The sequence below is a fragment of the Pseudomonas sp. ASL8 genome, assembly GCF_056680355.1.
This window is the reverse complement of record NZ_CM155278.1, coordinates 4,669,988-4,688,716: the sequence shown is the minus strand read 5'-3', so window position 1 is coordinate 4,688,716 and position 18,729 is coordinate 4,669,988. Positions and strand designations below refer to the sequence as shown.

General features: G+C 57.8%; 19 protein-coding genes. 5 read left to right on the top strand and 14 right to left on the bottom strand.

From position 1 onward, the window contains the following. Positions 1-149: 149 nt before the first annotated feature. The 3 genes from AC1MEA_RS21470 to AC1MEA_RS21460 all read left to right on the top strand — a co-directional run bounded on the left by AC1MEA_RS21470 (position 150) and on the right by AC1MEA_RS21460 (position 2,701). Positions 150-926 (top strand): IclR family transcriptional regulator, encoded by a 777-nt coding sequence (locus AC1MEA_RS21470; RefSeq protein WP_449633375.1) that lies wholly within the window; start codon positions 150-152, stop codon positions 924-926. 190 nt (positions 927-1,116) lie between these two features. Beyond that, the gene (locus AC1MEA_RS21465) at positions 1,117-1,932 is read left to right on the top strand and encodes a sugar phosphate isomerase/epimerase family protein (protein WP_449633374.1); all 816 of its coding nucleotides are present in this window, start codon (positions 1,117-1,119) and stop codon (positions 1,930-1,932) included. 97 nt (positions 1,933-2,029) lie between these two features. Next, positions 2,030-2,701 (top strand): TetR/AcrR family transcriptional regulator, encoded by a 672-nt coding sequence (locus AC1MEA_RS21460; protein ID WP_449633373.1) that lies wholly within the window; start codon positions 2,030-2,032, stop codon positions 2,699-2,701. On the opposite strand, the gene AC1MEA_RS21455 is transcribed toward AC1MEA_RS21460, so the two are convergent. The 11 genes from AC1MEA_RS21455 to AC1MEA_RS21405 form a co-directional block, all read right to left on the bottom strand. Continuing rightward, on the bottom strand, positions 2,643-4,394 hold the full coding sequence (locus AC1MEA_RS21455) for an FAD-dependent oxidoreductase (protein WP_480417319.1): 1,752 nt from the start codon (positions 4,392-4,394) through the stop codon (positions 2,643-2,645). The genes AC1MEA_RS21460 and AC1MEA_RS21455 overlap by 59 nt on opposite strands. A gap of 58 nt (positions 4,395-4,452) precedes the next feature. Then, positions 4,453-4,773 (bottom strand): NIPSNAP family protein, encoded by a 321-nt coding sequence (locus AC1MEA_RS21450; RefSeq protein ID WP_449633371.1) that lies wholly within the window; start codon positions 4,771-4,773, stop codon positions 4,453-4,455. 2 nt (positions 4,774-4,775) lie between these two features. Continuing rightward, a complete protein-coding gene (locus AC1MEA_RS21445; protein WP_480417318.1) occupies positions 4,776-6,527 on the bottom strand; it encodes an FAD-dependent oxidoreductase in 1,752 nt (583 codons plus the stop codon). Positions 6,528-6,566: 39 nt separating this feature from the next. After that, a complete protein-coding gene (locus AC1MEA_RS21440) occupies positions 6,567-7,376 on the bottom strand; it encodes a shikimate dehydrogenase family protein (RefSeq protein ID WP_480417317.1) in 810 nt (269 codons plus the stop codon). Between the two features lie 339 nt (positions 7,377-7,715). Next, on the bottom strand, positions 7,716-8,573 hold the full coding sequence (locus AC1MEA_RS21435) for a shikimate dehydrogenase (RefSeq protein ID WP_480417315.1): 858 nt from the start codon (positions 8,571-8,573) through the stop codon (positions 7,716-7,718). A gap of 5 nt (positions 8,574-8,578) precedes the next feature. Next, the gene (aroQ, locus tag AC1MEA_RS21430) at positions 8,579-9,019 is read right to left on the bottom strand and encodes a type II 3-dehydroquinate dehydratase (protein WP_449633367.1); all 441 of its coding nucleotides are present in this window, start codon (positions 9,017-9,019) and stop codon (positions 8,579-8,581) included. Between the two features lie 296 nt (positions 9,020-9,315). Then, positions 9,316-10,086, bottom strand: coding sequence for an IclR family transcriptional regulator domain-containing protein (locus AC1MEA_RS21425; protein WP_480417313.1), 771 nt, complete (start codon positions 10,084-10,086; stop codon positions 9,316-9,318). Between the two features lie 76 nt (positions 10,087-10,162). Further along, complete coding sequence (ppk2, locus tag AC1MEA_RS21420; RefSeq protein ID WP_480417312.1) at positions 10,163-10,981, bottom strand: polyphosphate kinase 2; 819 nt, start codon at positions 10,979-10,981, stop codon at positions 10,163-10,165. Positions 10,982-11,072: 91 nt separating this feature from the next. Continuing rightward, positions 11,073-12,263: a cation:proton antiporter gene (locus tag AC1MEA_RS21415; RefSeq protein ID WP_480417311.1), complete on the bottom strand. Its 1,191-nt coding sequence runs from the start codon at positions 12,261-12,263 to the stop codon at positions 11,073-11,075. A 71-nt stretch (positions 12,264-12,334) separates the two neighbouring features. Beyond that, on the bottom strand, positions 12,335-12,703 hold the full coding sequence (locus tag AC1MEA_RS21410; protein WP_480417310.1) for a DUF5064 family protein: 369 nt from the start codon (positions 12,701-12,703) through the stop codon (positions 12,335-12,337). 263 nt (positions 12,704-12,966) lie between these two features. Next, complete coding sequence (locus tag AC1MEA_RS21405; RefSeq protein WP_219061809.1) at positions 12,967-14,055, bottom strand: NADH:flavin oxidoreductase/NADH oxidase; 1,089 nt, start codon at positions 14,053-14,055, stop codon at positions 12,967-12,969. Positions 14,056-14,142: 87 nt separating this feature from the next. Between AC1MEA_RS21405 and AC1MEA_RS21400 the strand changes: the two genes are divergently transcribed. Beyond that, complete coding sequence (locus AC1MEA_RS21400) at positions 14,143-14,445, top strand: ArsR/SmtB family transcription factor (protein WP_219061808.1); 303 nt, start codon at positions 14,143-14,145, stop codon at positions 14,443-14,445. Between the two features lie 47 nt (positions 14,446-14,492). Here the strand turns inward: AC1MEA_RS21400 and AC1MEA_RS21395 are convergent, their stop codons facing one another. Together AC1MEA_RS21395 and AC1MEA_RS21390 are read right to left on the bottom strand one after the other, a co-directional pair. Next, the gene (locus AC1MEA_RS21395; RefSeq protein ID WP_480417309.1) at positions 14,493-15,362 is read right to left on the bottom strand and encodes an ADP-polyphosphate phosphotransferase; all 870 of its coding nucleotides are present in this window, start codon (positions 15,360-15,362) and stop codon (positions 14,493-14,495) included. A 131-nt stretch (positions 15,363-15,493) separates the two neighbouring features. Continuing rightward, positions 15,494-17,056, bottom strand: coding sequence for a glycosyltransferase family 39 protein (locus AC1MEA_RS21390; protein ID WP_480417308.1), 1,563 nt, complete (start codon positions 17,054-17,056; stop codon positions 15,494-15,496). A 320-nt stretch (positions 17,057-17,376) separates the two neighbouring features. Here AC1MEA_RS21390 and AC1MEA_RS21385 point away from each other — a divergent pair, with 320 nt between their 5' ends. Continuing rightward, entirely contained in the window at positions 17,377-18,498 is a 1,122-nt protein-coding gene (locus AC1MEA_RS21385; protein WP_480417307.1) for a DUF2817 domain-containing protein, read from the top strand. Here AC1MEA_RS21385 and AC1MEA_RS21380 read toward each other — a convergent pair. Then, on the bottom strand, positions 18,477-18,722 hold the full coding sequence (locus AC1MEA_RS21380; protein ID WP_219061805.1) for a hypothetical protein: 246 nt from the start codon (positions 18,720-18,722) through the stop codon (positions 18,477-18,479). The genes AC1MEA_RS21385 and AC1MEA_RS21380 overlap by 22 nt on opposite strands. Positions 18,723-18,729: the final 7 nt, after the last annotated feature.

Sequence of the window (18,729 nt, the reverse complement as noted above, 5' to 3'; positions counted from 1 at the left end):
CCGGTGACGAATCGGTCGTTTATCGAGGTGTTCAGAAAAGACTGGTCGATTACCGGCCATTTTGATTGGCTTTCTCACGGTGGGGGGCTGCGGTTTCCCGATGCACCGATTGCCTTTAGAATCCGCGCAACTTCAAAGGGACCACGACCATGGCCGGTAGTCAGATCGAACGCGCATTGAGCCTTCTCGAAAGTCTTGCCCAGGAACCGCACGGGATGCCGATGCAGACCTTGGCCGATAACCTGCAAATCCCAAAAAGCGCCACACACCGCATGCTGGGTGAGCTGATTCGCCTCGGCTACGTAAGGCAGAATCCGGAAAACAGCCGTTATCAGTTGTCGACCAAGTTGGTCGCCATGGGCTTCCGCTATCTGTCCTGTGCCGGGACGGACATCGTTCAGTCGGTCCTGGATCGGCTGGCTCAGGAAAGCAAAGAGCTCGTGCGCCTTGGCATCGTCAACGACTCCAGCTTGACCTGGATCGTCAAATCCCAGGGCGCGCGTTCGGGTCTGCGTTACGACCCCGATATGGGGCGCGACGCACCGCTCTTCTACACGGCGTCGGGGCATGCCTGGCTGGCGCAACTGAGCGACAGCGAGGCGTTGGCGCTGGTCGAGCGCCAAGGCATCGCCGACTCAGCAGAATTCGGTCCAAATGCGCCGCGCTCGACCGACGATCTGCTCGCTTGTCTACGCCAGGCTCGGGAATACGGTTATGCATGGGTGGAGGAAAGCTCGGCGGTGGGGACTTCGGCGCTCGCCGCCGTGGTACTCAGTCCGGTTGATGGCCGTTGCATCGGTGTTCTGAGTATCGCCGGGCCTAGCGCGCGCTTGCCCTCGAACCGCATACACGAACTGGCACCCTTGCTGATGAGCGCCGCCAAGGAACTCTCTGCCGCCAGCCAGGCGTCTGAACTGTTCGCCTGACCTCTTTTTCAGGCGAGCCAGCGCCAACGATTTCGATCAGGTTTCCCTTGGTTACACCTCTTGATTAAAAATGGAACTGGGTTCTAAATAAAGGAAGGCATGATTTGTGAGGGTTCACCTGTTGGCCCTCAAGCATCCGAGTCAGTGCTTCTTGAACTGATCAATGAGCGCAAAAACAAGAGTGACGACCATGAGTGAACAGATTTTTTCCCTGGCTGCGCTGACCGTTCTCGAGCTGTCCCCACCCGACATGGTGGACGTGGCTGCACGCGCCGGTTATAGCCATGTTGGCCTGCGTCTGGAGCCAGCCACGCCCGAGGAGCACCACTTTCCGCTGGTGGCCGATACCGATTTGCGGCGGCAGACCCAGCAGCGCTTGCAAGACACCGGCATCAAGGTGCTGGATATCGAGATACTGCGCCTCAAGCCACTGACCCGGGTCGCGGATTTTGCGGCAATTCTTGATGTCGGTGCCGGGTTTGGCGCCAGCGAATTACTGGTGGCCGGCAACGACCCTGACGAAGCGCGGTTGATCGACAACTTCGCCGCACTGTGCGACCTCGCCAAGCCGTATGGTATTTACCCGCACTTGGAATTCATGCCGTGGACCGACGCACGTGACCTGACGCAGGCGCTGCGTATCGTCGGGCAGGCAGGGCGCAGTAATGGTTGTGTATTGATCGATGCTTTTCACTTCAATCGTTCAGGTTCGTCTCTGCAGGAGCTCGCGGCAGTAGATCCAGCCCGCATGCGTTATGCGCAGCTGTGTGACGTGGCGGGGCCACGCCCGAACGACATGGATGAGATACTCCGTCAGGCGCGCAACGAACGGCGTTTCCCCGGCGACGGCGATTGTGATTTGATCGGCCTGCTGCGGGCGCTACCGGCAAATATTCCGCTGAGTCTGGAAATTCCCACGCGCCAGTTGATGGAGCAGGGCGTGAGCGCGCTTGAACGGGCGCAATGGGCATTGGACAAAACACGTCAGGTTCTGCTTCAGCGTTGATTTCCGGATCCCACGATACGCTGGGCTGGGCTGAGACTTCCTTCCGGAAGGCGCTCAGCCCATAATCGCCGGATTCCACCGTGGTCGTGAGCCCAGAATGACGAAATTCGCCGATGCCCGTGCACTTGAGCCTGTCGAGGCGCTGCACAAGGGCCGTAAAAATAACCCGGAACAAACCCGCAAGGACATCCTCCAGGCGGCGATTGTCGAATTCGTCAGCCAGGGGTTGTCCGGGGCGCGGGTCGACGCCATCGCTGAGCGCACGAAAACCTCGAAGCGCATGATCTATTACTATTTCGGCAGCAAGGAACAGCTCTACGTCGAAGTCCTGGAGAAACTCTACGGCGACATTAGGCGGACTGAAAGTCAGCTGCACCTGGCTGAGCTGGAGCCGCAGCAAGCCATCCGGCGTCTGGTGGAGTTCACGTTCGACCACCATGACCGCAATGTCGATTTCGTACGCATCGTCAGTATCGAAAATATCCACAACGGTGCCAACGTCAAGCAGTCCTCGGTGATCCGCTCAATGAGCCACAACGTGCTCACGGCCCTCGAAGAGACGTTACGCCGCGGTGAAGCCCAAGGTGTTTTTCGTCAGGGCATAGAGGCAATCGATGTGCACCTGCTGATGAGCTCCTTCTGTTTCTATCGGGTATCCAACAGGCATACCTTCGGTGAGATTTTCCAGATCGATCTCTCTGACGAACAGGTCAAGCATCGGCATAAGGCGATGATTTGCGAGTCGGTGCTGCACTACTTGCAAGCCTGACAGTGTCTGCGGCCAATGCCAGGCCCGCCAGATAACCGAACGTCATGCCGGGCCCGAGGGTGATGCCGCCGCTGGGGTAATGGCCTGCCATTATGCTGTTCATGTCATTGCCCACGGCGTACAGCCCTTTGATTGGCGTGTCCTGATCGTCCAGCACGCGCGCCTCGGCATCGGTGCACAAGCCGGCGAAAGTGCCCAGACTGCCCGGCAACAACTTCACCGCATAAAACGGTCCTTGCTCCAGAGCACCCAGCGACGGGTTAGGGCTGTGCCGCGCATCACCCTGAGCTCGGTTGTAAGGGGAGGCGCCGCGGCCAAACTGCGAGTCCTCGCCGTGTGCAGCGTATTGGTTGAATGCCTCGACCGTCGCTTGCAGCGGTTCGGCGTCGATCCCGCAACGCGCGGCCAGTTCGGCCAAGGTGCGGCCCTGGTACAGATAGCCCTTGTTCACGTAATACCGTGTTGAAAACGGAAATGGCTTGGCCCAACCAATGCCGTAGCGCCGTTGCGCCCGGTGATCGCAAATCAGCCAGGCCTCGGCAGCTTCGCCGGCCGGGGTCGCCTGGAACAGGGCGTTCATGAAATCGTGATAGCAGTCGGCTTCGTTGGTGAACCGCTGACCGTTCTTGCGCACGGCAATAAAGCCTGGCTTGGCCCGATCCAGCAGATGCGGGAAGTTTCCAAGGCTGCCGTCCCTGCGGGGTACTTGGGAAACCGGCGCCCAGGCTCCGGCATGGGCCAAGTCGGTTGCGACTCGCCCGCCAACCTGTTCGCCCAGGCGTAGACCATCGCCGCTGTTGCTTGATGGCGCGGCGGAATGATGTTCGGTGCCGTCCGGTGCATGGGCGATCAGTTGCGCGATGCGCTGAGCATCATGCGGGAAACCGCCGCACGCCAGGACCACGCCGCAACGGGTATGAATTTCCACGGGACTGCCCGCCTGCAGCACGACAGCGCCGGTAACCCTGCCGTCGTTGCTGAGCAATCGCGACACGGGGCTGTCGATGAGCAGTTGGACATTGCGGTCCAGAGCACTGCGCAGCAGGCGCGCAACCAAGGCATTGCCGTTGACCAATTGCAGGCCACGTCGGTGCAGAATCAGATCGCAAGCATGCCGTAACAGACGCTTGCCGACATACCATGCCGAGTGTGGAGAGCGGCTGGCATTGAAAAAGTGCGCCATGTCCGCGCCACCGGCGATGCCCATACCCGCCAGACTGACGATATCCAGTGGCGGACTCAGCTTGTTGATCCAGTCACCGAGCCGCCGGCCATCAAAGGGCAGCGCACAGAGCGAGCGTCCGCCGCGTGCGGCACCGACAGATTCGTGCATGTCCGGCAGGGTACTGCCGGAATAGAACTGCACAGCAGTGTTCTGCTGGAAAAACGCGACCATCTGCGGTCCCTGTTGCAGATACACGCGTTGACGCTCGTTCAGGGTGTGGGTGTGCAGTTGTTCGCGTAGATAACGCTCAGGTGCGTCGTCGTGCTCAATGTTGCCTTCGGCTACTGCGAGTGGATTACGCGGAACCCATAGCCAGCCGCCGGACCAGGCGCTGGTACCGCCAAGCAGACGTTCCTTCTCCACGACGATCACCTTTAGCCCATGCTCGGCAGCGGTCACCGCAGCGGCCAAGCCCGAGGCCCCGGAGCCGACCACCAAAACATCGCAAGAAATTGTCTCGTGATTCATGCAGGTATTCCGCAGACGTTGATAAGCGCAGCGGCCGGAAGCCGCCGCGTGGCGTGACTTATTGCAGCGGCGAGAAACCTGTCGGTCGTAGCAGGCTCGACTCCAGTCGGACGACGGCGTCGAGTTCCTTGTTCTTGCGACCGAATTCTGCCCAGCGTGGGTCGGCCGCCATGGCGCCGCGTCGGGTGATGCGGTCATCCAGGCTTTCATAGGCCCAGATGTGTACGACTTGGTTGGCTTCGCCAAACTCGGTGGTAAAGAAGCCCACCAGATTGCCCAGATGCTCGGTCTGCACCGCCAGAGCATCGCTCTGGTAAAGGGCCAGCCAGGCAGCCAGTTTGGTCGGTTTGATGGTGTAAGTGCGCAGTTCGTAATACACGTTTAATGCTCCACGGTGGTTTTAAGGGGGGCCGCCAGCTTCAAGCGTTGAGCGATGTGGCTGGCGGCGATGTAGCCGAATGTCAGGCCAGGGCCGATGGTGATGCCCGGCCCGGGGTAGGTACCGTCCATCAACGAGTTCATGTCATTGCCCGCGGCATACAGCCCCGGAATCGGTGCGCCGCTGCGGTCCAGAACGTTGGCGTTACGGTCAGTGACCAGGCCGCGTGCCGAGCCGAGATCGCCGGTGTGCAGCTGGATGGCGTACCAAGGGGCTTTGCTCAATGGCGCCAGGCACGGATTGGGCCCGTGATCCGGGTCACCCATGTAGCGGTTGTAGCTGTTGCTGCCCTTGGCAAAGGCTTGGTCGATACCTTCTCTGGCGTCGGCGTTGTAGCGGGCCAGGGTTTGGCTCAATGCCTGTGGGTCGACGCCAATGGCGCGGGCCAATTGCTCTGCGCTGTCGGCACGGTGCAGGTAGCCGGCGTTGATCAGTGCCGAGTTGTCGACTGGACTGGGGCGCGCGAGGCCCATGCCATATCGGCTCAATGCCTCGCTGTCACAGATCAACCAACAAGGGGTGCTGCCGGTGGCGAACATGGCTTGAACGAAATGATGGTAGGAGTTGGCTTCATTGACGAAGCGCAGGCCAGCCCGGTTCACGGCGATCACGCCTGGCTTGGCGCGGTCGGTCACCAAGTGCGGAAAACGCTCGCGCTCGCCGTTCTTGTGCGTCAGTTCCGAGACCGGCGCCCAGAAAAAGTTGGCTGCCATGTTGTGTCCGCAGGCGGCATTGACCGTTTCGCCCAGGCGCAGGCCATCGCCGCTGTTACTCGACGGCGACATGCTCAAGTGCGGGCTGCCGGTGTCCGGGCGAAAGTTGGCGGCAAGCTTCCCCGCAGCAAAACCGCCCATGGCGCAAATCACGCCGCCGCGCGCTAACACTCGTTGCTGCACGCCGTTGCGGGTCACCAGAACACCGGTGACGGCGCCATTTTCAACGATCAGTGAGTCAGTGTTGCTGCTCAGCCACAGCGCCACGCCCTTGGCAAATGCCGTGGTGGCCAGACGGGCGATCAAGGCATTGCCGACGGTCAACCGCGTACCGCGATGATGACGGAGTCGATCAATGCCGTAGCGCGCCATCAATTTGAGGCAATGCCAGAGTGACGCTGGCGAGCGCTTGAAACTGAGGAAGTGCTGGATGTCTGCACGGTTGACCATCATGCCGCCGAACAGCAGCATGCCCGCAGGTGGCATCTTGAGTGTTTTGAAGTGTTCGCCAAGGTGGCGCCCGTCGTACTCGAGCATTTCCAGCGCCCGGCCGCGATCAGTGCCACCTTGCTCGTCCGGGTAGTAGTCGGGCGACAGCGGGCGTATGGCGTAGGCCAGTTCAGTATGCTTTTCGAGCCAGCGGAGTGCTTCATGCCCGCGCTCGATGTAGGTGTCCACCAGTTCGGCGTTATAGCCAGCGCCGATGGTCTGCTTCAGGTAGGTACGCATGGCTTCTGCACTGTCAACGAAGCCTGCAGCCTTTGCCTGATCGGTGCCGTAGATCCACACGGCACCACCGGAAATCGCCGAGGTGCCGCCGAAGGTCTCAGCTTTTTCGATCAGCAGAACCTTGAGCCCATTGCATGCAGCCGTGGTGGCTGCGGCAAAACCGGCGGCACCGCTGCCCAGCACGACGACGTCATAGTGATGAGTCGCGACCTGCTGCGCGTCGGTCGCTGGCGATTGGGTAAAACTGTTCATGCTGCAAACCTCTTATTCTTATAGGGATGGTGCTGCGGATCAGATCTGCAGGGGGGTCACACCCATAAAGTTGCCGAGGTTGCCGAGCTGGGCATACGCCATTTCAGGGCCCGTCTGGATCGGACATTGACGGTCACGCGCAAAGGCCAGCAGCGGTGTGATTTCTGGCGAGGTCACGACATCCGCGACCAGGGTTCCGGCCTTCAGGCTGTTCAGCAGGTTCGCGGACAAAGGCAGCTCGCCACTGCCGCCCATACCAACCGGTGAGGCGTTGACCACCAACTCGAAACTGTTCAGCGAGTCGAATTCGGAACTGATGGCAATAGAGGGGAAGGCTGTGCGCAGCAGATCGACCAAGGCCAGGGCGCGTTCGGTGCTGACGTCGGTGATCGTCAGTTGGCTGACCCCCGCCTGGCACAGCGAATAGGCAATGGCGCTGCCGACGCCGCCGGAACCGACCACCAGGGCGCTTTTACCTTCGGCTTGAAACTGATGCTGGCGAGCCGCGTTGAGGAAACCCTCGCCATCGACGTTATCGCCAAGCAAGCGGCCATCGGGCTCACGGCGGATGACATTGACCGAGCGCAATGCAAGAGCCCGTTCACTGACTTCGTCCAGGCGTGTTGCGAGCAGTTGCTTGTAAGGCACAGTGACCACGCAGCCGCGCAGATTTTGCCAGCCACGCAGGCTGTCAAGGAACGCATCCAAGGCCTGTTCGCGCATGTCGATGGCAATCATCGCCAGGTTCAGCTCATGCCTGGCAAACCAGGTATTGAAGTTCTCCGGGGACTTAACCTGCGAAATGGGCGAACCCACAATTGCCACCAGTTGCGTAGCTCCACCAATCATGCTGATCTCCAAATTGTTGGTGTTGTTGTGGGGCTAAGCGTGCGGGCAGGGGGCTAGACGGACAAGGCGTTTGCGGGCGAATATGGTTGTTTATCGCTACATAGATGCGATAATCGCATCAGATAGGCAAAATTTTGAGTAACACGCTTGAGGTCAGCGCGTTATCGATATCGGGCAAGAGAGGCGTTTTGAAAGGCTGGCGGAGTGCGCATGCAACGTTAGACGCGCAAGAACTGCGAGGGCGAAGATTGGAAGGGAGAGGGGGACGGGGACGTTTTAATCGATGCGGATTGAAACAGGTCAAGCCGAGACGGAAAGCACCGCCTCGGCTCGTTGGGCTCAGCTGTTCATGCTGTGAAAGTGCGCCTGCATGCGCTCGGCGTTGGCGGGGCAGTCAGTGAACAGTTCGAAGGCCTTGACTGCCTGGAACACCGCCATGGTGCCGCCATCCAGCGTGCGGCAACCCAAGGCACGAGCATGCTTGAGCAGCTCGGTTTCGAGGGGGAAATAGATGATCTCGGCCACCCATAACTCGGCGCGCAGAAGCGCCACCGGCAGTGGCGTGCCGGGCAGTTTTGCCATGCCCACCGGGGTGGTATTGACCAAACCATCAGCCGCCGCGACCGCAGCGGGCAGATCCAGCCCGACAATCGCGCGCCCAGGGCCGAAGTGAGCGTTCAGGTTATCCACTAGACCCTGAGCGCGACTCGGATCGACTTCAAACACCGTCAGTTGCTCGACACCCTCGGAAAGCAACGCATGCGCCACTGCCGCACCTGCGCCGCCAGCCCCCATCTGTACCACACGGTGACGTGCAGCCTGGGCAAGGCCCCGACGAAAACCTTCGGCAAACCCAAGGCAATCGGTGTTGTGGCCGATGCGCTTGCCATCCTTGAGCACCACTGTATTGACCGCGCCAATGCCGCGGGCCTCGTCAGAAAGCTCATCGAGCAGTGGGAGGATGGCCTGCTTGCAAGGATACGTGATGTTGAGGCCGGTGTAGCTCATCTGCTCGGCGCTCTTAAGCAGTTCGGGTAGCGCGTTGATGTCCAGTTTCAGGGCATCGAGATCAATCAGCCGATATAAATAGCGAATGCCTTGGGCATCACCTTCGTGCTCGTGCATGGCAGGTGTGCGTGAGCCCTGGATGCCGGCACCAATCAGGCCAGCGAGTACGGATTTGTTGTTCTGGGTCATGGTGATCAGGCTTTCAATAAGTGGGCGAAATGTTCGAGGGCGAGGCGGTAGCCATTGGCGCCCATCCCGCAAATCACGCCGACAGCAACTGCCGACACAAATGAGTGATGGCGGAACTCTTCACGTTTATGCACGTTGGACAGGTGCACTTCGATCACCGGTAACTCTGCGGCGGACAAGGCGTCGCGGATAGCCACTGAGGTATGGGTCCAGGCCGCCGGGTTGATCACGATGCCAGCACAGCGACCTCGGGACTGATGAATCCAGTCGATAAGCTCACCTTCATGATTGGTTTGGCGGAATTCGATTTGCATGTCGTGTGATGCGGCAGTGCGTTCACACAGATCGGCGATATCGGTCAGGGTTTCGTAGCCATAAGTGGCCGGTTCACGAGATCCCAGCATGTTCAGGTTCGGGCCGTTGAGCACCAGAATTGTATGAGTCATTGCAATGACCTCCATTGTTTTTTTCAAGCATCGGCAGAGGCAGCCAAGCATGTGATGCAAAAATGTACCAGATGGTTAATCTCGTCAACGGGGGTAGCGTCGGTGTTGAACGTGAACAAAGGCCGAAAAATCAGCGAGGGACGCCCGCGTTAGCCGCAAAGCCTTATGGGCAGGGGAGTTCAGCTGAGGTGACCGGTCTGGGAGAGCTGTTTAAATCAGAGAAAACGTGTGCGGTTATCGCCCGTTTCCGACAGTGGCGGCGCTCAGGCCGCTGTTGCAGAGTGAAAATCCAGGCGTCAATCCAGTACCGGTCTGAGCAACGCTTGCGCTTCGTAAAGAGGGGTGAGGTAGCGCTCGCGCATTCCCTCGGCATTCATGCGTGACGAGTGGGTGGTAAGCGCCAAGGTTGCCTTGAGCTGGCCAGCACGATTGAGCAGTGGAACACCCAGTACCAGCATTCCCGGCTCGAACTCCTGATCGACACAAGAAAACCCCTGTAGCGCCACTTGCCGTAACTCGGCACGTAATATGTCGACATCCACGCAGGTATAGGCCGTCAGTTGCTGCAAGGGAACACGGGCGAAGTAGGCGTCTAGCTCGGTTTCACTCAGCGCCGCGAGCCAGAGGCGACCGCTGGCTGTGCAATACATAGGCACCCGTGAACCTGGGCGGATCGACAGCGAGGTGATGTGGCTATAACGACTGCGGACGATGTGCACGACTTCGTCGCCGTCGCGGGTGCCAACGGACACATGCTCTTGAGTGGTCCGCGCCACTTGCTCGACGATGGGCCGGAGCATGCGCGGCATCTGCGCCGAGTCGACGTACGCCTGACCAATGCGCAGGGCCTTTGCGGTTAGCCAGTAATGTCGGCCATCGGTCTCGGCAAATTCGTCGTGGACCAGCGTCAGCAAAAAGCGCCGCACAGCGCTTGATGTCAGCCCGGACAGTTTGGCCGCTTGCGGCACGCTCAAGCGCGGTTGATCCGCGCTGAACAATTGCATCAGGGCCAAGCCTTTTTGCAGACCAACGATCAGGTCACGCTGATGAATGACTGGCTGGGTCATGACAAGGACTTCCGTTGATTTGCCGCAAAGTGGCGATTATCGCAGCGTTGGTGCGATAAATAAAATCAACGCCTGTTCAGAAAGACTCAGCAACGTATTTGAACGGGTAATCGATCGTCTCGTAGCTGCCAATTTTGCGCTTGGGTAGCTTGACCTTTGGCTGCTTGACCTCCTTATAGGGGATTTGTTTCAGCAGGTGAGTGAGCACGTTCAGGCGCACACTTTTCTTGTCTTCTGAGCGGGCGACAAACCAGGGCGCCCAGGGGGTGTCGGTGGCTAAGAACATCTCGTCGCGGGCTCGTGTGTAGTCGTCCCAGCGGTTATAAGAGAGGACGTCCATGGGGGACAGTTTCCATACCTTGCGGCCATCGGTAATACGGTCTTTGAGGCGACGCTCCTGCTCTTGAGGACTGACTTCCAGCCAGTACTTGAGCAGGATGATTCCCGAGCGGATCAGTTGATTCTCGAACATGGGTGTCAGCTCTAAAAAATTACGCACCTGGCTTTCATCGCAGAAGCCCATGACCCGCTCGACGCCGGCGCGGTTGTACCAACTGCGGTCGAAGATCACTACTTCTCCGGCGGCGGGGAAGTGCGGCATGTAGCGCTGCAAGTACATCTGGCTTTTTTCCCGCTCGGTCGGTGCCGGCAATGCCACCACGCGAAAAATTCGCGGACTGACGCGCTCGGTCAGCGCCTTGATGGTGCCGCCCTTGCCAGCACCGTCACGGCCTTCGAACACCACCACTACCTTGGCGCCGCTCGCCACCACCCATTGTTGCAACTTGACCAACTTGACGTGCAGGGTCCTCAGTTGTGTCTCGTAGTCCTTGCGGCTGAGCTTTATTACCTGTTGTGTGTCCGTATCAAACACTGTCTGGTCATGTTTTTTCATCGGAGTTACCTAGCCTCCAGTTAGCTTGAACAGGGCCTTGCCCCTCTCAAATCAGAAGGTATTGCTCGAAAAATGCTTTCTCGTTCTGGAATCAATGTTCACGGTCGACCAGCCGCGCAACCCACGGGTTGGCGCTCAGCCCGTGCAGAAGAACACTGAGTAACACCGTGCAAATGGCGGTAGCGATCAGCGTATTACTCGCCAGTAGAGGGTAGTCCATTATCATGACGGCAAAGACGATAGTGGCCAGGCCGCGCGGGCCGAACCAAGCCATGAACAGACGGGTCTCCATGTCGAAGCGGGTGCCCAGCAGACTGATGAGCACGGGTAGCATTCGAACCACGGTCAAGCTGAGCAGTGCGTAAAGCCAGATGTCCAGGGTCAGACTGCTCCAGGCTTTGGGGATGACCAATGCGCCAAACACGGCCCACGTGATGACCGATAGCAGGCTGGCAAATTCTTCGCTGGCCTGAAGCAACTGATGCTTTTGCTCCTTAAACAGGTGACCCGCGAGCAGCCCCCCGACAAAGGCGGCAATAAAGCCACTGCCGCCCAGGGTTTGCGCAGTGGCAAAGCACAGAACGGCGAGGCCGGGCAGGGTAAGTTGTGACCACACGGGCATCTGCCACTGGTGCTTCCAGGAAAGCCGCTGCAACTGCCAGGCGACCATGGTCAGGGCTATTCCGGACAGCGCGCCAATGCCCAGTTCCTCGACAACCAGCTTCGCCGCCAGAGAGAGTGGGGCCTGAGTCTGTTCTTCGACCAATAACGCCAGGAACATCAATAGCACCGGGACGCAGATCCCGTCATTCAAGCCGCTCTCTACGTTCAACCCTTCACGCACGGGAGCGGCAACCTTGGGGTTGCTGACAACCGCCTTGCCCAGCGCTGCGTCGGTAGGCGCCAACAGGGTTGCCAGAATCGCCAACTCCATCAGCGGCACCTGCGGGAATAGCCAGATACCCACCAGCCACCCACACAAGATGGTCAGCGGCAGGCCTATCAGCAGCAAACGCAACGGAAGCCCTTCATGGACCCGCAGGACTTTGAGGTTAGCGTTGGCCGCATCACTGAACAGAACAATCGCAAGGGTCAACTCGGCCAAGGCTTTGAGGCCTTCCCTGCCAATCCGGAGTTGCAGAATATCCAGCACCGCGGGACCGAGAATGAGACCTGCGAGCATAAACATCAGCGGACCATTGAGCAGGCTCGATTCGAAGCGCCCGGCGAAGATGCTGTAGAACAAAAGGAAGGCCGTGAGCAGAGCGAGGTTCTGGTACATGAGGCCTGCCTGTCTAAAGGACGGTAGGTCAATTATGGTCGGCACCTGAAAATAATCGGCCTGGACGACTCTTAAAGCCCGTCTTTCTCCAGGTTATCCAGGTTAATCGGATCGCCGGGTTTGATGCCCAGCTTGTCGCGAATATCCTCGAACATCGCATCGTATTCGGCGTGGCTGCGCATGATAGGACTTTCGTTAGGAGGCAGGCCGTGCTTGACCGCGACCTTGGCCACCAGACTGGCGAAGTTGGAGGCGGTATCGCGGTGCATGTCGAACTCATCAACGAACTCTCGGCCCGACACCTGCCCGACCATCTTGAAGTGCATCAACATGCCTTCCTTTGGGTCATGACGAACCTCATAGAAAACGTCGATGTTGAATTTCGGTATGCCTGGCATTCCAGGAATACTGGCGCGATTGAGATGGCCTGGCGTGAACATACGATGACCCTGTTTAGTCTGACGCTGTGAGTCCTGCTCATACCCGCTGAATCAGACGACTGATTCAGGTGGGCTACACGGGAGGAACTTACCGTGGGTATAGACCTGCTTCTCCAGTATCCGAATACTCCCAAGCAAGACTAGCGGGCGCTGGACAGACTGCAAGGCGGGTAACGGGATTCAGCGGTGGCCCGTGACCACACATGGGCACGGGCTGTTCTGATGGTTTGGTGGGCGCTTCTGCCCAGTAGCCAACGAATCTGTCAGTAGCGTTCCAGCCAGTGGGCATACGGCGCCGGCAGCGTCCAGGACGCACGGTCAATGCCCAGTTCACGGGCGGCGAAATAGGCCCAGTGTGGGTTGGCCAGGTGTGCACGACCGACCATCACCACGTCCAGTTGACCGTCCTTGAGCACTTTCTCTGCAATCGCTGGGGTGCCGAAGCCCCAGGCCGAAGAGACCGGAATGTCGGCTTCGCGACGCACACGCTCGGCAATCGGGCCCATGAACGACGGCGCCCAGGGAATGTTGGTTTCAGGGATGGTGAAGCCAATACTGACGCTAAGCATGTCCAGCCCGGCGGCTTTGAAGCGTCGGGTCAGCTCGATGGACTCCACCAGGGTTTGCTCGTCCCGACCATCGTATTCGAGCACGCCGAAACGCGCGGTCAGCGGCAGGTTTTCCGGCCAGACTTCGCGCACGGCTGCCAGTGTTTCCAGAAGGAAACGGCTACGGTTGTCAAAACTGCCGCCGTAGGCATCTTCACGATGGTTTGAGTGCTCGGAAAAGAAAGTCTGCGCCAGGTAACCGTGAGCGAAGTGAAGTTCCAGCCATTCGAAGCCGGCATCACGAGCGCGACGGGCGGCAGCGACAAAATCGTCACGCACACGAGCAATGTCGTCCAGGGTCATGGCCTTGGGCTGTTTCGGCAGGTTGGCGCCGAACGCGATAGCGGACGGGGCGATGGTCTGCCAGCCGCGGGCATCATCGTCGGCAATATGATCATCGCCTTCCCATGGACGGTTGGCGCTGGCTTTGCGCCCGGCGTGAGCGATCTGGATGCCCGGCACCGAACCAGCGGCCTTGATGGCCTGAACCACTGGTACAAACGCCTGGGCCAGTTCGTCGTTCCAGATACCCGTGCAGCCTGGAGTAATGCGCCCTTCGGGAGCCACTGCAGTCGCTTCTACAATCACCAATCCGGCGCCGCCGCGCGCGATAGCGGCCAAGTGGACCTGATGCCATTCGTTGATCAAACCATCGATTGCCGAGTACTGGCACATGGGCGGGACCGCAATCCGGTTGCGCAGCGTGACATCCTTGAGTTTGAACGGTTGGAACAGCGCAGACATGGTCATACCTCTTAGCGAAGGAATATTCCGTAGTTCGATAGTATTCGAACAATGGCTCATGGGTAAACCCCTGTGTATGATTCACCCATGCGCGCATTCAAACATCCACCTGCCAGCGATTTTGTCCTCGAACGAGTGCTTTATGCCTTGAGCGACCCGGTTCGCCTGGAAATCGTCCGTCATCTTGGCCGTGTCACCGAAGCGAGTTGCGGCGAGCTGGATGGCGGCAGGCCAAAGTCGAGCATGTCCCATCATTTTCGGGTGCTGCGCGATGCGGGTCTGGTGCACACTCAAAACGTCGGCACCCTGCACATGAACTCATTGCGCAGTGCCGACCTGAACAGCAGGTTTCCCGGTTTGCTGACGGCAATCCTGGCTCAGCAGGATTGATCGAGACAAGTTTCCATCCCCAAGAAGCAGTGAATGCGCCGGGGATCTCACTTCGCGAGCTGCTTACGGATCGCCTGAAATTCCTTCTGACGGTTAGCGTCCGTATTGGGGTACGTCATGTTGAGGCCCACGAGCGTGTCGAGAATGATTTGGGAGACAAATAGCCTGGCGTTTTTCTTGTCATCCGCAGGAACGACATACCAAGGGGCATCGTTTGTGCTCGTCGCACTGATACATTTTTCATAGGCCCCCATGTAGTCCTTCCAGAATTTTCGCTCCTCAATATCAGCAAGACTGAATTTCCAGTTTTTTTCTGGCTCATCGATGCGTTCAAGGAAGCGTTTACGCTGTTCCTCTTTCGATAGATGGAGAAAGAACTTGATGATGCGGGTTCCGTTACTGAAAAGGTGCCGCTCCAAATCCGTGATCGAACGGTACCGGTCGTGCCAGATCGTCGTCTCATCGAGATTGGTTTCCGAGAGGCCTTCGCTGCTGAGGATTTCTGGATGTACACGCGTTATCAGCACCTCTTCATAGTAGGAGCGGTTGAAGATGCCGATTCGCCCGCGTTCTGGCAGGTCGCGGGTGGTGCGCCAAAGGAAGTCATGTTGCAATTCGGCGGCGCTGGGATGTTTGAAGCTGAATACCTGGCAGCCTTGCGGGTTGACACCTGACATCACGTGCTTGATGGCACCATCCTTTCCCGCCGTGTCCATCGCCTGAAAGATCAGCAGGACAGCATAACGATTGGACGCATAGAGAAGCTGTTGCAACTCACTCAATTGCGCAACGTGTTGACCCAGAAGTTGGCGATATTGCTCCTTCGATTTATACACCGGCTTCACGTTCGTGGGCCACCTCCGGAGGCTGCCCAACTTGCCTTCCGGCACGTGAAAGTCTTTCGAATGTATTTTCATCTTGATCTTCCAGGGGACCATCGCTCCTCATAGCGTGTAGTGCCCCCTATGTAGCCATCTTGACCATTATCAAGTTATGGCAAGACAAGACCGTTGCCGTCGATGGTCATCTATGGGTCATGACAGCAATCTCAATGCGGAGGAATGGAGTACAGGCGTACTTCAGTGTCTCCGACTTTCAACGCTGACACTTTCGTCCAGTCGCCAGGTATGGAAGAAAAATCGTCCGGTGGTTCGCTGTTGCTGATCAACCACACGCGCGCCGAGTCGCCGGGTAACGCTTCAAGACTGTCCAGGTAAATTTTATCGGAATCCTGATCGACCAGCGTGCCGAACCCGTAGCTGTTTGGTCGCCCCGAAGTACCATTGGCTAGTTTCGGTGTGTAGAGCAGTGGCTCAGACCCCGTCTTGTTGTAGTAGACATAACTGAAATACCAGAATAAATCGCTGACAACGATGCGGTCATTGGCAGCATAGTGCTGATTGACATAGCTAACCAGCTTGTCGAACTGTTCATCATCTACCTGGTAGTCATTGCGCAAACCGATCAGTTCTACCCCCAGGATACCCATGAGCATAGCGATTGCCACGTAACGGAAATGACGCTCGATTTGATCAATGGCGATTGCCAGAATCATGGGCAAACCCAGGGCAGAGAACATCAGATAACGTTCGACCAGCAGTGGCGTTATCCACGAGATCAGAAACACAACGAGCAAAGGAAGAAAGGTGTAAGTCACCAATAAAACATGAAATTTATAGGGGCCTCGGTCACGCAGGGCCACCGCACCGGCGACCAACGCCACCGCGAGTGGAAGTGAGAAATAGAGCGGCCATCTCAGGCTTAAACCATCTGTAAGGATCAAATACTGCCAGAGAGTAGAGGGCAGAGAATAACGTGTAACAGGCAGTATCCAGCCAACGTCGCCACCGACCTTGAGTTGTTCAAGATGCTGCAACTGGTCAATCAGGCCAGGAATCCAGGGGGCATACAGCAAGGCAATGAGACCGTTGGCGATCCACCATGCAGGACGAGTGATGAGGCGGGGCTTTGTATCGCGTATGAAAAACAGGTAGGCCCAGTGTGAAAGTACACAAAGGCCGGTGAAGTAATGAGTGTAAAAGCTTGCCGTCATTAACAGGGCATAGATGACGAGATACCGATGACGGTCTGGATTTTTTACCCAATAGACAAGCGCTATGGTTGCGCCCACCAGCCAGAGCCCCATGAGGGAGTACATCCGCACTTCCTGGCTATAACGCACTGCAATGGGCAGTAAGGCCAATAAAACTCCGGCCAGGACCGCTGCTCGACGTGTTGCGACCAAGTGAACCAGCCAGACACCGAGGGCTACCGTCACAATGCCCGGCAGCACACTCATGGACCTGATCGACAAGATACCGTTCCCGAATACCTCTATCCAGAGGTGCAGGAGGAGGTAATAAAGAGGTGGATGTACATCGTGAGCGCTATGAAACCAGATGAGCGCTGGTGAATACTGGCTCATGAGCAAACTGGATCCTTCATCGCACCAGATAGCTGATGCGGTTGAACCATAGAAGCGCACCAGCGTCGCCAGCATCAGGATGGGCAACAACCAAAGCTCACGAGTCCAGAACGCAGCGCGTTTGATTTTCTGTGCAGTGTCAGGTTCCAAAGCCTTGCTCATAATATGGTTTTTTTGAAATTTCATACGTTCTCCCACGCCATGCAACCCTCTGACACAAAGCAATTTTCGATTTTTGGCGACCGTACATGGATGCCAACCATTTCAGGAACGTTCCCGATTATCCAGTGATGGGAGGAGGGTAGCGACTAACCTTGATCCCGAACTGTTTTTTGATTCAGGATATCGAGCCGGCCGACAGCCAGATCGTTCGTATAAACTCTGCGCATACTGTATCCAACCACGTCATGTTTTTGCATCAGGGTCTTGAAAGAAGACTGCCCGCCACTACTTCGCACCCGGCGACTCCTGAAAGCCTGGTACGTGTTGATTGACATGAGGCAACCATGAGCACAGGTTTTCCATCGCACCCCAGTTTTGCCAGCCAACGTGAACAGTTTCTGGCTGCTGCCAAAGCAGCAGGTGCAAGTCTCGCTGAGTACCGCCACCCATTGACCGGGCCCTCCGGCGAGCCGCTGAGTACCGATGTTGCCGTGCTCGGAGACCCACATGCGAAGCGGGTGCTGGTTGCCCTCAGCGGCACGCACGGTATTGAAGGCTTCTATGGCTCGGATTGCCAGATCAAATGGCTGCAAGCGCTAACCGGTAGAACCTTGCCCGACGATGTCGCGGTGTTGATGATCCACTTGATCAATCCTTGGGGCACGGCCTGGATGCGCCGCGTCAACGAAGACAATATCGACCTCAACCGTAACTATCTGAATTGCACTCAAGCGCTGCCGGACAATCAACGGTACGAGGCGCTACACGAGATCTATACCTGCACCCAGTTGCAGGGACCGAAGCGGGAGAGGGCTGACGCCTTGCTCAACAAGCGAATCCGTAAAGAGGGCTGGTCAGCGGTCATGTCGATTGTCGAGGCCGGTCAGTACGCACACCACGACGGTCTTTTCTATGGCGGCAAGGCACCTGCGTGGTCGAACAAAACCCTGCGCAAAATCATACAAGAGCACCTCGCTCACGCCGAGGTGGCCATGTGCTTTGACCTGCATACCGGCGCGGGAGACTACGGTCACCCAATGCTGATGACAATTGCCCAGTCGTCCTACCCGGCGCTGCACGATGCCCAGGCGGTATACGGCCCATGGCTGTATACCTTGCTCACTGGAGCTGAAAGCAAAAGTGATACCGGGGTGGCAGCCACAGCCACGGGTTACACCTCGCAGGCCATGCTCGATGCATTGCCGCAGGTGCACTTAATGCCGTTCGTTATCGAATGTGGCACCTATCCGGGAGAGCAGGTCCACACTGTTCTACGCGACGATCAGTGGTTGCACCTGCACGGAGACCTCACTGATCAGGTCGCAAGGAAAATCAAGCTGGAGTTGCTCGAGCAGTTCTACCCCGCGGACAGTGACTGGCAAGAAGTTGTCTGGCTGCGCACCCGACACATCTGGGAGCGGGCTTTGGCGGCACTGCCACGGATTTATGGGACGCGGTCCATATGAGGCTGGTGGACAAAACTCTGGGCCCGAGCCTCCTCCAAAGCCGCGTATATTTCGACCACTTCGTCATCGTTCAGGATGCCAATCCTCTGCAAGGCGGTCGTTTCGATGTAGACCCTCGCATCCCACAGCGACCACTCACGAGACGAACGAGTAATACTGATTTCAATGTGGCTATAAATCCGAGCCTTCGCCTCGTCAATCGCTTCCTGGCTTATTTCGATCATCGCGGGA

Bases quoted from the DNA above. Each gene is read 5' to 3' on its own strand.
- AC1MEA_RS21455 (WP_480417319.1), bottom strand. From the start codon at position 4,394: ATGAATCACGAGACAATTTCTTGCGATGTTTTGGTGGTCGGCTCCGGG.
- AC1MEA_RS21470 (WP_449633375.1), top strand. From the start codon at position 150: ATGGCCGGTAGTCAGATCGAACGCGCATTGAGCCTTCTCGAAAGTCTT.
- AC1MEA_RS21425 (WP_480417313.1), bottom strand. From the start codon at position 10,086: ATGACCCAGCCAGTCATTCATCAGCGTGACCTGATCGTTGGTCTGCAA.
- ppk2 (WP_480417312.1), bottom strand. From the start codon at position 10,981: ATGAAAAAACATGACCAGACAGTGTTTGATACGGACACACAACAGGTA.
- AC1MEA_RS21445 (WP_480417318.1), bottom strand. From the start codon at position 6,527: ATGAACAGTTTTACCCAATCGCCAGCGACCGACGCGCAGCAGGTCGCG.
- AC1MEA_RS21385 (WP_480417307.1), top strand. From the start codon at position 17,377: ATGAGCACAGGTTTTCCATCGCACCCCAGTTTTGCCAGCCAACGTGAA.
- AC1MEA_RS21380 (WP_219061805.1), bottom strand. From the start codon at position 18,722: ATGATCGAAATAAGCCAGGAAGCGATTGACGAGGCGAAGGCTCGGATT.
- AC1MEA_RS21390 (WP_480417308.1), bottom strand. From the start codon at position 17,056: ATGAAATTTCAAAAAAACCATATTATGAGCAAGGCTTTGGAACCTGAC.
- AC1MEA_RS21465 (WP_449633374.1), top strand. From the start codon at position 1,117: ATGAGTGAACAGATTTTTTCCCTGGCTGCGCTGACCGTTCTCGAGCTG.
- AC1MEA_RS21395 (WP_480417309.1), bottom strand. From the start codon at position 15,362: ATGAAAATACATTCGAAAGACTTTCACGTGCCGGAAGGCAAGTTGGGC.
- AC1MEA_RS21415 (WP_480417311.1), bottom strand. From the start codon at position 12,263: ATGTACCAGAACCTCGCTCTGCTCACGGCCTTCCTTTTGTTCTACAGC.
- AC1MEA_RS21400 (WP_219061808.1), top strand. From the start codon at position 14,143: ATGCGCGCATTCAAACATCCACCTGCCAGCGATTTTGTCCTCGAACGA.
- AC1MEA_RS21440 (WP_480417317.1), bottom strand. From the start codon at position 7,376: ATGATTGGTGGAGCTACGCAACTGGTGGCAATTGTGGGTTCGCCCATT.
- AC1MEA_RS21405 (WP_219061809.1), bottom strand. From the start codon at position 14,055: ATGTCTGCGCTGTTCCAACCGTTCAAACTCAAGGATGTCACGCTGCGC.
- aroQ (WP_449633367.1), bottom strand. From the start codon at position 9,019: ATGACTCATACAATTCTGGTGCTCAACGGCCCGAACCTGAACATGCTG.
- AC1MEA_RS21460 (WP_449633373.1), top strand. From the start codon at position 2,030: ATGACGAAATTCGCCGATGCCCGTGCACTTGAGCCTGTCGAGGCGCTG.
- AC1MEA_RS21410 (WP_480417310.1), bottom strand. From the start codon at position 12,703: ATGTTCACGCCAGGCCATCTCAATCGCGCCAGTATTCCTGGAATGCCA.
- AC1MEA_RS21435 (WP_480417315.1), bottom strand. From the start codon at position 8,573: ATGACCCAGAACAACAAATCCGTACTCGCTGGCCTGATTGGTGCCGGC.